Source organism: Acinetobacter sp. YH12126, assembly GCF_013418745.1.
GTDB lineage: Bacteria > Pseudomonadota > Gammaproteobacteria > Pseudomonadales > Moraxellaceae > Acinetobacter > Acinetobacter amyesii.
On record NZ_VPBM01000002.1, the window covers coordinates 114888 to 127633 of the forward strand.

Here is a 12746-nt window from a genome sequence, read left to right on the forward strand (position 1 = left end):
GAAGCGTGAAGTGATGAATCTGAATACAAAGCTACAGGCGTCGTACTACAGGCAGATAGCACCATACTTATCACAATAAAAGACTTCTTAAACATTGTTATCGCTCATCATTCAATTTATTCATCCACTTTATGCCACAAGTAACTTCGTTTTTATTCTGTACAATAGGAAAATATAAAATTCTGCGCATCATTAAAACATCAAAGCTTGATTCAAGAATGATTAACCCTTTGCCACACACCCCCAAAATCCTTATAATTGAGCACAATTTTTATCTAATTTTAAGTGGATGACCATGAGTCGCGCCATATCGCATATTGATACCTTCCAAGGCTTAATTCTTGCCTTACAAAACTACTGGGCTGAACAAGGTTGTGTAGTGTTACAACCTTACGATATGGAAATGGGTGCAGGTACTTTCCACACTGCAACTTTCCTACGTGCTTTAGGCCCTGAAACTTGGAACGCGGCTTATGTTCAGCCTTCTCGTCGTCCTAAAGATGGCCGTTATGGTGAGAACCCAAACCGCCTACAACACTACTACCAATTCCAAGTCGTGTTGAAGCCAAACCCAGACAACATCCAACAGTTGTACTTAGATTCATTAAAAGCCATTGGTATTGATACCCTTGTTCACGACATTCGTTTCGTGGAAGACAACTGGGAATCTCCAACACTTGGCGCATGGGGCTTAGGTTGGGAAGTTTGGTTAAACGGTATGGAAGTGACTCAGTTCACTTACTTCCAACAAGTCGGTGGTGTTGAATGCTACCCTGTAACTGGCGAAATCACTTACGGTCTTGAACGTCTTGCGATGTACTTGCAAGGTGTAGACTCAGTTTACGACTTGGTTTGGACCAAAGGTCAATTCGGTACAGTAACTTACGGTGACGTGTTCCACCAAAATGAAGTTGAACAATCAACTTATAACTTCGAATATGCCAACGTTGAAAAAATGTTTGAGCTATTTGACTTCTATGAAGCTGAAGCAACTCGCTTGATGGAAGCGGAACTTCCACTTCCTGCATACGAACAAGTGATTAAAGCATCTCATAGCTTTAACTTGCTTGATGCACGTGGCGCAATTTCAGTAACTGAACGTCAACGTTATATTTTACGTGTACGTACATTGGCTCGTGCGATTGCCCAAAGTTATGTCGCTGCACGTGCGAAGCTGGGCTTCCCAATGGCAGAACCTGCTTTACGTGACGAAGTATTAGCTCAGTTAAAAGCACAAGTTGAAGCGGAAGCAAAAGTAGAATCTAAGGAGAGCAAATAATGTCTAAACATACAGTATTGTTCGAATTAGGCTGCGAAGAACTTCCACCAAAAAGCTTAAAAAAATTACGTGATGCGCTTCATGCAGAAACGGTAAAAGGTTTAAAAGACGCAGGTCTAGCATTCGATTCAATCGAAGCATATGCAGCACCACGTCGCCTTGCATTGAAAATTGTCAATGTAGACGGTGCACAAGCAGACACACAAAAACGTTTTGATGGCCCTGCTAAACAAGCAGCGTTTGATGCTGAAGGTAAACCAACTAAAGCTTTAGAAGGCTTTATGCGTGGTCAAGGCATCACGGTTGATCAAGTATCGACTTTCCAAGCGGGTAAAGTTGAAAAAGTGTGCTACTTAAAAGATGTGAAAGGTCAAAGCCTTGATGTGCTTTTACCGCAAATTTTACAACACGCTTTAGATAACCTCCCTATCGCAAAACGCATGCGTTCTGCGGCAAGCCGTACTGAGTTTGTACGTCCTGTAAAATGGGTTGTGTTGTTGAAAGACAGTGATGTAATTGATGCAACCATTCAAGATCATCAAGCAGGCAACGTGACTTATGGTCACCGTTTCCATGCTCCTGAAGCAATTACACTTGCAAATGCCGATGCTTATCTTGATGCCCTTCGTACTGCAAAAGTGATTGCAAACTTTGAAGAGCGCCAAGCCATCATCGACCAACAAGTGAAAGCTTTGGCGGATGAAGTGAATGCCATTGCGATTGTCCCTTCGGACTTACGTGACGAAGTAACAGCATTGGTTGAATGGCCAGTTGCGCTTCGTGCAAGCTTTGAAGAACGCTTCCTTGCTGTTCCTCAAGAAGCACTCATCACGACGATGCAGGACAACCAAAAGTACTTCTGTTTAGTGAATAGCGACAATAAACTTCAACCGTACTTCATTACTGTGTCAAATATTGAGTCGAAAGATCCGACTCAAATTATTGAAGGTAACGAAAAAGTCGTTCGTCCACGTTTGTCAGATGCTGAATTCTTCTTCTTACAAGACCAAAAGCAACCGCTTGCAGCTCGTAAAGAGAAACTTGCAAACATGGTGTTCCAAGCTGAATTAGGTACCCTTTGGAACAAGTCTGAACGTATTGCTAAATTGGCTGTGGCTTTGTCGGCTATCACAGGTGCGAACCCTGCAGATGCTGAAAAAGCTGCGCTCCTTGCAAAATGCGACTTAACCTCTGAGTTGGTGGGTGAATTCCCAGAGCTTCAAGGTATTGCGGGTACTTACTACGCACGTATTGAAGGCGAAAATGATGAAGTCGCTGAATCTTTAGGTGAACAATACTTACCTAAATTTGCAGGTGACGTTTTACCAAAAACCAAGACCGGTACAACGCTTGCGCTTGCTGACCGTTTAGATACATTGACAGGTATTTTTGGTATTGGTCAGGCGCCGACAGGTTCTAAAGACCCGTTTGCATTACGTCGTTCTGCAATTGGTATCTTGCGTCTTGTGACTGAAAATGATTTAGACGTTTCGATTGAAGATCTAATCAAACTTGCACTTGCTGCCTATGGCGATGTATTGAAAGATCACGATAAAACTTTAGCGGATGCTGTTGCATTCCTTGAAGGTCGTTACCGTGCGAAATACGAAGACCAAGGCGTAGCAGTTGATGTGATTCAAGCAGTTCAAGCGTTGTCTCCAAAATCTCCACTTGATTTTGATAAGCGTGTAAATGCGGTAAATCATTTCCGTGACTTGCCTGAAGCTGCTGCACTTGCTGCTGCAAACAAACGTGTTGCCAATATTCTTGCGAAAGAAGCTGCGCCTGAAGGTGCTGTGGTTGAAGCAAACTTGGTTGAAGATGCTGAAAAAGCATTGTTCGCTGAACTTGCAAAAATCACACCTGTGGTTGAGCCGTTATTTGCTGCGAAGGACTACACTGCTGCCCTTTCTGCACTTGCTGCACTTCGTGCGCCAGTCGATGCATTCTTTGACGGTGTAATGGTGATGGCAGATGATGCTGACCTAAAAGCGAACCGTTTACGTATGCTTGCACAGCTTCGTGACTTGTTCACGAAAGTGGCTGATATTTCAGTGCTGCAGCACTAAGCCTTAACTGCTTGTAAAACAAACAAAACCCCGCTATAAATTAGCGGGGTTTTTATTGATGAAAAGAAATGCAAGCAAATCATAAAGCATATGACTTTGAAAAAAGTCGTAGTCGTATAGATGAGATTTTGAATTCCTCAGATAATAATTATGAGGATAGAAAGGAAATTCCTAACCGTGATAGTTTAACTTTTACGAATGGCTATTACATTTTTTGCTCTGCAATATTTATTGATATGAGAGGTTCTAAAGAATTTGCAAAAAAGCACACTCGTCCTGTTACAGCAAAAATATACAGAAGTTATATTTCTGAATTAATTGCTGTTCTTAATGGTAATACACGATTAAGAGAGATTTACATCGAAGGCGATTGTGTATGGGGGGTTTTTAACAGCCCTAAGAAAAGTGACATTGATAGTATTTTCAGTACAGCAGCTCAAGCTGCATCAATTATTGACACTCTAAATGTGAAATTAAAAAAGAAAAAATATACTCAAATAACTGCGGGTATCGCCTGCCATGATGCGGATGTTTTGATGATCAAAGCAGGATATAGTGGTAGTGGAATCAATGAAGTCACATGGATTGGAAAACTTGTTGGTGAAACTGCTGATTTATGTTCTAAAGCCAATAGATGGAATTCAAAAAGAACTCTTTACAGTAAAACTTTTTATGACAATTTAACTGATGATAAGAAAAAAAGAATCGATTGGTTAAATTGGAATTCCACTTACGAGTGTTATGAAGGTGAGACTATCAACAGCACTATGAATCAGTGGGTTATAGACAATGGATAAACTCGATTTTCTTCATTCTGCTATTCAAGATACACAACAAAATATTAGGGCTATTGATTTTAAAATTGGTGCCCTTTTAGCGGGCTGTATTGTTCCTTTTCCACAAATTAGAGAAATTTTCAAATATTTAACAATTAATGATTTTTGGTGGCAACATGCGTTAGCAGCTATAATTTTTGTAGTTTGGCTAGCAACCGTTCTTCTTTTACTTTCTGCACTGTCTGCAATTGATAATCCTAGCAAGCATATTACAGATAATACAAATCAAAAAGGGCTATATTTTGGCGGAGGATTATTTAATTTTAAATTATTAAATATTTTTTGGCGAACAAATAACTTTTCCACAAAATCTGTCCAAGACTACAAAAATGAAATTGAAGATACCTCTCTAGATATTTCAAAAGAATTAGCTTATGAACATTTAAAATTAATCTACATTCGTGATCTAAAAATTTTCCGCTTACGACATGCAGTAGTATTAATTTTTGTACTCATTATAGTTGGGTCTATAAGCTTTCTATCTACCCCGAACACAAAAAAAATTGATGTCGTAAATCAAAATATACAACATCTTCAGCCCAAACAATATTTAGACTATTTGTTATAGCCAATAATTCACCAATTCCCTATACTCAATCCAACAACACTCAACAAGAATGAACCTTATGAAATTGAAAGCATTCCTTTTGACTGGTCTTGCGGGTATAACACTTTCTGCATGTACATCTGCACCAACGATTCCACAACTTGAAACAGGTGTATTACAAGAAGTTCAAAACATTGATGTCTACCCAGATACCACAGATAACAAAGCAAAACTGACTAAATTTGTAGATAAATGCGTGATTGAATTTACAGGCAATTTAGAAGAAGCAAAATCGGTTGAACAATGGTCATTTAAAGGCTTAACCCTAATTTCAGGTGGTACAGCAACCTTTGCCAAAGATGGTACAAGTTCAGCGCACAATTTTGATTTAAATGCAGCGGATGTACAAAAGAACTTCCTTGCATTACGTGGTCATTTTGCAAAAGATGCACTTACACAATGTGAATAAATAATAAAAACCATATCTCCAAAATGGAGGTATGGTTTCATTTTTCCTTGAATCTTGAACAATAATTCGTTCAAACCCATAATTTTTAATCATGAAAATCGTAACTAGCACCACACCACAGCAACGCGCAAAACACATATAAGCCACTGTATTTTCATAAAATTACAATACTACGTTAACTTAACCAAGTTTCCACACTTGAAACTTCCGCGTATCTGAGCTGTTATTGCATTGTGTGACTTATCGCACAAAACCACTTTTTGCTTTTTTTTACTCTTAAGATGTCCTCTGCTCCAAAAGCGCTAATGCTGAGTGCAACAGCAGCGTTCAATAAAAGAGGACAAATGCAAAGATGAAACCTTTATTTAAAACAACACTGATCACCGCAGCATTATTCGCAACCACTCCACTATTTGCGAACACCGCAGTAGAAGCCAATGCGAAAGTTGAAACACAGCAACCGTCTGTACTGCAAAATCTAAAACAAGACATTAATCAGTCTGCGCATACAGCGGGTGACAAAATTGAGAAAGGCGTCAATAAGACCAAAACCTTCACCCAAGAAAAATGGCAAGACACCAAAGAATTCAGTGCAGACAAAAAGCAAGATGCTAAAAATAAATGGGCTGACCTAAAACAGTCTAAAGATGAAAAATCAGATGCAGCGAAAGCCAAGATCGATGCCAAGGCTGAGCAAAATAAAGCTAAGCTTGATGAGCGCAAAGCACAGCTCGATGAAAAAGCTGCAAAAGACAAAGCAAAACTTGATGATCGTAAAAGCAATGTCGACAACAAAGTTGATCAAACCAAGAGTTATTTAGGTGAAAAAGCTCGGGAAGGTCGCCAATTTGCCAGTGAAAAATGGCAACAAACCAAAGCGAATTTCCAAAAAGGTCAAGAAGCCAATGTGAGTGGCAGTAGCAATGTACAGTTGCAAACGCCTGTCGCACAAGCTGAAGTCCATAGCTCACATGAAGCCAGCTTAGGTGCTCACAAATAAGTAAACTGGCTTTCATACCCTCTCCTCCAGAGAGTAGGCTCACCCTTCGGTGAGCCTTTTTTTGCCTTAGGTAAAATACAAACGTGTACAAAGCTGTCATTTGCTGTATTGATTTTGCTACGGCAAGTTTTTTTCGCTGCAATTTTTCTTATAATGCGTTAAAACCATTCATCAGATAGAAAATCTATAAAATTCAGAGGTGAAGCTGTGAAGATTTCATTAAAAGCAACGCTATGCATAAGCTTAATATTCACGACACCCATGCTTTGGGCACAAGAAAACGCAGCAGCGCAAAGTACTGAGCAACAAACAAAAAAACCTGTGAGCCCTTATGGCGATAATCCAAATTTATTGCATGTGTGGGCCTATAAAGCCCAAGAAGGCGTGGTCGGTGCTGCTAAAAATATTGGTGAAATGACTGAACGTGGAATTTCTAAAATTAAGCCTTCGGTTGACCAAGCTTGGGACAATACGAAAACTGCTACTCAAAATACAGTGCAACAGGTTGATCAGGGCGCACAGCAAGCCACTCAAAACGTCAATGAAAAATTGAAACAAACCCGTGAAAATATTACAGGTAAAACCAACCAACCTGCGCCCATTAGCCAACAGTCGTTGAGTGAACCGTCTTCAGGCAATACGATTAATACGGCTCCAAGCAACAATGCGGGGCAAAATAACAATCAATATCCTCAAAGTAGCTATCCTTCGAGTTCGACGTCTACAACCTATCCTGTGACTGATTTATAATTTAACACTACATTTAAAAGCTCAACTTTGGTTGGGCTTTTTTAAAACCAAAATTAAATACTTTTGGTCTTTGGCCTATGCCTATAAAAACAATGAATTAATGAGAAAAAAATGCGAATTTTATTTGGTATCTTGCTTGGCATTCTGCTCTGTGTTGGCTCTGTGATTGGCTTACAACGTTTTCCACAATTGTTGAAAAGTTATCCACAGTTGCAAACTATTTTTCCCCAATTGTACGATTCATACCAATATAATCATGATGCCGAAGGTAAATTATTACAAACCTTAGAGATGCTAGATGACGAAGAATACAAATCGACTGAAGGCAATGAAGCGACACTGTATCAACTCGATGATCAATGCAAAATAAACCTCTATGTTTTTGGTGAATCCTATCAAAGCCTAACAAGTTATTATTTTCACAAAGGTCAGATTATACGTGCCTATGAAACATATCTGACCTATCCAAACGGTGGCTTTTACGCTGAACCCAATACCAAAGAGCCTTTTAAACTTGAAAAAAGTTATTTACAAATCATGATGCCAAACAATATCAAGACTGAACTTGAATTTGAGCAAATCAAAAATCATTTCAATGCTAAATTTTTGAAAAAATGCTGAAATTTAACTATTAAATTAAGCATTAATGCATTAAGTAGTAGGCTTGAGATATCGCCTACGTACAAACAATGCTGTACAGATTTGAATAAGCATCAACAGGCAAAATGGATAGTCAACCCAGACTGATAAATGATCAATATGAGCAACCTCTCCAAAGACAGAAAAATAGACCTGTCCCACAATAATAGGCACTACAACAAGCCATAGCCCCCAATACCAATAGCGATTTAAAAAATCAATAAGCGCTAAGACGAAATGCGCAATAAAAAATACCGAAACCAGCACAACTTGTAAGGTCGGCATGAATTTATGAACTTCAAAATCAGGATTCTGGAATAAATAATTTTCACTGATATTTAGTACATAACTGTACCATGCCCAAGTAATGCATGCGGTAAAGAGAATCAGCATGCAAAATATTCTTAAACTTTTTTTATTGGCAAGATCGACTTGCATAGACATCCCTATTTATATGGAGCATTGTTCAAAAATAATGTTCCTTAAACTCGATTTTAATTGACCTGTCGAATGACCATTCCCGCTTTAAAGGCTTCTACATTTTCCACCAATTGCTGCACAATGCGTTGTCGCGCATCGACGCTTCCCCATGCACTATGTGGGGTAATAATTAAATTTGGAATACTTGGGTCGAGCAGCACATTACCCTGCTTGGGTGGCTCAACCGTCAAGACATCGGTTGCTGCGCCTGCGATCGTCCCTAATTTTAATGCCTCGGCTAATGCCGATTCATTAACCACACCACCTCGTGCACAATTGATCACAAAGGCCGATGCTTTCATTTGAGCCAAGCTTTCATGATTGAGTAAATCACGGGTTTCCTCTGTTAAAGGGCAATGCAAACTCAGAAAATCAACCTGCGCTAACATCTCAGAAAAGGCCACTCGTTCAGCCGCCATGGGGCGATTCGGTAGTGCACCAATCATAATTTTCATGCCAAAAGCTTTAGCTAAATGTGCCACGGCTTGCCCCAATTCGCCATAGCCGACAATCCCCAAAGTCTTACCAGCCAGCTCAATAATTGGAAAATCTAGTAAGCAGAACTGATCTGCTTTTTGCCAATCTCCCTGTTGGACCGCCCGATCATACTGTCGAAATGATGTCGCCAAGTTCAACATTAACATCAAGGTATGCTGTGCCACCGCAGCGGTGCCATAAGCTTGGCAATTACACACCACGATGCCTTGTTGCTGTGCGTGTACAAGGTCAACGTTATTGGTGCCAGTGGCAGAAATTAAGATCAGTTTTAATTGCGGATTGAGCTGCATGTGCTCAGCATTGATGTGTACTTTATTGCTGATAATCACATCAGCCCCTTGTATGCGCTGAGCAACCTCTGCAGCCGTTGTTGCGGGATAGAGCGTCAAGTCATCAAACTGTGCTTCTAGTCCGCTAAAATCTAAGTCCTGTTTATCTAGAGACTGATAATCTAGAAATACCGCTTTCATGGCTGCTTCCCTTCTGGCCGATTATAAAAATTCGATTGTGGATGATTAAAACCTGTGATGCACCAAAGTGCAATCGAACAGCATATAAAAAAACCCGCTATTTCGCGGGTTTATCGAGATGATGTTGCAATGAATTTCGAATTTTGAGTATGACATAAATGGTCAGTATCGTAAGTAACAACATACTGCTGCTAAAAATCAGTATGCTTGAACTAACCCCCTGTGCATAGGCTGAACCCATGGTCAGCACTAAGATGAATAATACAGCAAGCATCTGTGTTGAATGCATACTGATACCCCTCATATTCCTCATGATGTTTTAGGTAGTATGATTGTTTTTTATACTACCTTTCTTTCATCATAATCTCTTCCTACAAATTAGCAAGCTTTGGATTTTCAACCCAATGTCGAGCTTAAATCTGTTCGGGTTGCACCACGAACTGACAAGATGCATCGGCATTTTCCACAAAGAAGACTTGACCAAATTCATCACTACTCAAACGCAGTTCTTTATAGTTGAGCGTGTAATAGCCTACATATTTCTGCATTAAAATCGGATGCATACCTGCCGCCAGTTCATCTTGAGCTAAGACCAATTTCATTACCTGACGGTCATTCATCACCACCATGTAACGCTCATCTTGGACTTGTACGTATACCAGGCCTGTGCCCTTCGGCTGCAAAGGAATCAAAAACTTGTGATTCAGCGCAATTACACCAGCTGCATAGCTTTCAATTTTTTGGCTAATCACATTAAACACTAAACCATGTTCAAACTGGTCGAGTAGCAGGCTACGATTTTCCTGTGGCAAAAAGGTCGTGATTCCTAACTTTTGTAGATCTTGCTCACTGACTTGTTTGTTATTAAACAATACCCGTAATAAGGTTTGTTTTTGTTTGGCATCAAAAAATTGTGGATCAAGCTGAAACGAATTGCTTTTTAAAATTTCACCCAAGGCATCTCGATGACGTGTCAGTAAATTTTCGATGACTTTTCGATAGTAGAATTTACTGTTTTTCTTAACCCGACGCATTTTTTGATAAAAATACGGCGCATCAAAAGGATGTCTCAAGAAATCATTTAACAGTTCTGAACTCGCCAATACCGCAATGGCATCATGCCCTGTAAACGGCAGATGCAACACATGCACATGCGGAATTAAAGCCTGTAGTTTTTCAAAGTGAGCGCGATCTTCTGGACAATAAGGATCATACACCACGATATATTCGCGTGTAGTCGATACATCTTCAGCAAGTACTCGCATATTGGCATGCAGATTAGGTTGAAAGAACATGCCATAGCGTGTATCGACAATGTCTTCAGGGTCTATGGAGAACTGTGGCACCATACTCACCACGCGCTGGAATCCAAATAAATTGGCATACTTAATGGCTGCATAGCCCCCCATGGAACCACCATAGGCAATTCGCAGCTCAAATTGCTCGAGGATCGGCTTGATGGCTTGATACATCGGTTGCATTGACGATGCTGGAAACCACGATTTTTGTTTCGGCATCACACCGATCACATTAAAATCATATTTTTGCAAAGACTTCTCTGCATTGATGCTCAAGCCCTTGGCGCGGGTAATCAAATCACCGAAGGAGAAAATAAGCTCACGAGAACTGCCTGGCTGAAAAATGACACGAATTTGATCATCTTCAAAAATGATGTGCTTTTCCATTGTACTTTGCTCCAGTCCTTGTTGCGTCACGCTTTTCCTTCCTTGTTGCATTCAAAGTTTATCTTGTTCCGAATATGCTATTTTATAGAGGCCATACAGATTAAAAAGTGCAGAATATGACACATTCAATACATCCTGCCGCACAACAAGGCTTTAGCTCTGCAGCTGAACTCTATCAACAAGCCCGCCCTGACTACCCGATTGAAATCAGTGCGTGGCTTCAACAACATTTAGCTTTAGCCCCTCAATCCCATCTGGTGGACTTAGGCGCAGGTACAGGCAAATTTCTCGAGTATATTCGCCCACTCAGTGAAAATATCACCGCGATCGAACCTGTGCATGAAATGCTGCAACAATTGCAGAAAAAACATTCGCATATTGCAACTTTAGCCGCCCAAAGTGATCAGATTCCACTGCATGATCATTCTGTAGCAGCGGTATTTTGTGCCCAATCATTTCATTGGTTTGCTACCCCTGAAACCCTCAATGAAATCAGTCGTATCTTAGTTCCCAATGGGGATCTTGTTTTGATTTGGAACCAGCGTGATATCCAAGTCAATTGGGTCAAACAACTCGCTGATGTCTTGAGTGAACTCGAAGGTGACACACCACGTTATCATAGTGGGCAATGGCAAAAAGTGTTTGAGCAGCAGCAAACATTTAAATTAATTGCCGAAACCACCTTTCAACAATTGCATCATGGTACAGTGGAACACGTGGTTTCCAAACGATTATTGTCCACCAGTTTTATTGCAGCGTTAAGCACGGATGAACAACAAAAACTGAAACAACAATTTGAAAATATCGTGGCTGAATCAACTCAAAAGACGGCACAGGATTTCATTGATTTCCCCTATATCACGCATGTCTATATCTTTAGAAAAACACATTAGGACACGATTATGCTCTTGCCAATCTCTTTAAAAAAACTTAGTGTCATCTTCCTCATGGGTACAGTCTTAGGACTCACTGCATGTGAAAAATCATCAAAAACGGTGGAACAAAATAGTGAAATCAGTTCCGATGATCAAATCATGAAAGAGCTGAGTAGTGATCCTATTAAAAACTTTGCCAAGACCCCAGATGATCTACACGACTTAACGCTTCTGACGCAATATGACGAGAGCTTTAGTCAAATTAGCGATGAGATGGAAGATGAGCTGATGAAACTGCGTGAGGAAGGCAAACTCACCGATGAATTTTCTACACAGCGTAAGCGTGACAACATCCAGTCGGCATTAAATATGCTCAAAGAACTCGAAATGAAAACTGAACAAGGCCGTTACATTCAAGGCTTGATGTACCAGTACTGGGACAATCAATCACAAATTTATCGTGAGAAAAATCAAGCAGCCGATGGTGAGTTAAAAAATCCTAGTGATAGTGTCAAAGGTCTCGGTCAGTTTATTCATGCACAAGAACAATTAGGTCATTGGCAGGAACAATATCCCGAGCTTAAACATCCTGCTCAAGCTCAATAAATTAAAAGTCGAAAAATGACTTAAACAAAAAGGGTTCCACGTGAACCCTTTTTTATTTAGAAATACAACGCAAAAAATTAAGGACGCTCTGCATATTGCGGTAAATCATCATGAATGCTTTCCCATTCTGCTTTCGAGCTGACGAATATATGGCAGACTGGTACTTGCTGTATAGGTGTATTCAGTGTTCCTATACGTAAGCGATAGTAATCCGGGGTATCGGTTTTAATACTCATAATTGGTGAACCACATTCCCCACAAAAACAACGCTGTGTGGTTGGTGAAGATTGAAACTTTTTCAATACCTGTTCACCCGACACAATTTTGAAATCTGCTTTGGCTATTGGAGCATTGGTCGCAAATGCCGTACCATTGGCTTTTCTGCACCGAGAACAATGACATTGCACGATCTCACCAATCGGACCATTGATCTCATAACAAACCGCTCCACACAAGCAGCTTCCAGTATATTGTTCTTGTAAGCGCATAGTGGTCTTTCTTAGAAGAATTTCATCTCAAAATATCACAACTTCTCAGCAAGAT

General features: G+C 40.1%; 15 protein-coding genes. 10 read left to right on the top strand and 5 right to left on the bottom strand.

Features of this window, described 5'->3' with window-relative positions:
- Positions 1–295: 295 nt before the first annotated feature.
- From glyQ to FTU62_RS00630, 8 genes are all read left to right on the top strand, one after another.
- Positions 296–1279, top strand: coding sequence for a glycine--tRNA ligase subunit alpha (glyQ, locus tag FTU62_RS00595; protein WP_078192785.1), 984 nt, complete (start codon positions 296–298; stop codon positions 1277–1279).
- Positions 1279–3348, top strand: a complete 2070-nt coding sequence (gene glyS, locus FTU62_RS00600) for a glycine--tRNA ligase subunit beta (protein WP_180101464.1) — start codon at positions 1279–1281, stop codon at positions 3346–3348. Before glyQ ends, glyS begins: the two co-directional genes overlap by 1 nt.
- A 68-nt stretch (positions 3349–3416) precedes the next feature.
- Positions 3417–4145, top strand: a complete 729-nt coding sequence (locus FTU62_RS00605; protein WP_180101466.1) for an adenylate/guanylate cyclase domain-containing protein — start codon at positions 3417–3419, stop codon at positions 4143–4145.
- A complete protein-coding gene (locus FTU62_RS00610) occupies positions 4138–4752 on the top strand; it encodes a hypothetical protein (protein ID WP_180101468.1) in 615 nt (204 codons plus the stop codon). The genes FTU62_RS00605 and FTU62_RS00610 overlap by 8 nt, the downstream gene beginning before the upstream one ends.
- A gap of 58 nt (positions 4753–4810) precedes the next feature.
- Positions 4811–5200, top strand: coding sequence for a hypothetical protein (locus FTU62_RS00615; protein ID WP_078192789.1), 390 nt, complete (start codon positions 4811–4813; stop codon positions 5198–5200).
- 352 nt (positions 5201–5552) lie between these two features.
- The gene (locus FTU62_RS00620; protein ID WP_180101470.1) at positions 5553–6200 is read left to right on the top strand and encodes a hypothetical protein; all 648 of its coding nucleotides are present in this window, start codon (positions 5553–5555) and stop codon (positions 6198–6200) included.
- 207 nt (positions 6201–6407) lie between these two features.
- Entirely contained in the window at positions 6408–6950 is a 543-nt protein-coding gene (locus FTU62_RS00625; protein ID WP_373886307.1) for a hypothetical protein, read from the top strand.
- Positions 6951–7061: 111 nt separating this feature from the next.
- A complete protein-coding gene (locus FTU62_RS00630) occupies positions 7062–7571 on the top strand; it encodes a hypothetical protein (protein WP_180101472.1) in 510 nt (169 codons plus the stop codon).
- 30 nt (positions 7572–7601) lie between these two features.
- On the opposite strand, the gene FTU62_RS00635 is transcribed toward FTU62_RS00630, so the two are convergent.
- From FTU62_RS00635 to FTU62_RS00650, 4 genes are all read right to left on the bottom strand, one after another.
- Positions 7602–8027 carry a hypothetical protein gene (locus tag FTU62_RS00635; protein WP_180101474.1) on the bottom strand — a complete coding sequence of 142 codons (426 nt, stop codon included), beginning with the start codon at positions 8025–8027 and terminating at the stop codon, positions 7602–7604.
- 56 nt (positions 8028–8083) lie between these two features.
- Positions 8084–9037 carry a 2-hydroxyacid dehydrogenase gene (locus FTU62_RS00640; protein WP_180021166.1) on the bottom strand — a complete coding sequence of 318 codons (954 nt, stop codon included), beginning with the start codon at positions 9035–9037 and terminating at the stop codon, positions 8084–8086.
- A 97-nt stretch (positions 9038–9134) separates the two neighbouring features.
- Complete coding sequence (locus tag FTU62_RS00645) at positions 9135–9326, bottom strand: hypothetical protein (RefSeq protein WP_078189765.1); 192 nt, start codon at positions 9324–9326, stop codon at positions 9135–9137.
- 124 nt (positions 9327–9450) lie between these two features.
- Positions 9451–10722 carry an alpha/beta fold hydrolase gene (locus FTU62_RS00650; protein ID WP_180101721.1) on the bottom strand — a complete coding sequence of 424 codons (1272 nt, stop codon included), beginning with the start codon at positions 10720–10722 and terminating at the stop codon, positions 9451–9453.
- Between the two features lie 116 nt (positions 10723–10838).
- Here FTU62_RS00650 and FTU62_RS00655 point away from each other — a divergent pair, with 116 nt between their 5' ends.
- A complete protein-coding gene (locus FTU62_RS00655; protein WP_180101475.1) occupies positions 10839–11615 on the top strand; it encodes a class I SAM-dependent methyltransferase in 777 nt (258 codons plus the stop codon).
- Between the two features lie 9 nt (positions 11616–11624).
- Positions 11625–12203, top strand: a complete 579-nt coding sequence (locus FTU62_RS00660) for a hypothetical protein (protein ID WP_111885921.1) — start codon at positions 11625–11627, stop codon at positions 12201–12203.
- A 77-nt stretch (positions 12204–12280) separates the two neighbouring features.
- Here FTU62_RS00660 and FTU62_RS00665 read toward each other — a convergent pair whose 3' ends face one another.
- The gene (locus tag FTU62_RS00665) at positions 12281–12691 is read right to left on the bottom strand and encodes a GFA family protein (RefSeq protein WP_180101477.1); all 411 of its coding nucleotides are present in this window, start codon (positions 12689–12691) and stop codon (positions 12281–12283) included.
- Positions 12692–12746 lie beyond the last annotated feature (55 nt).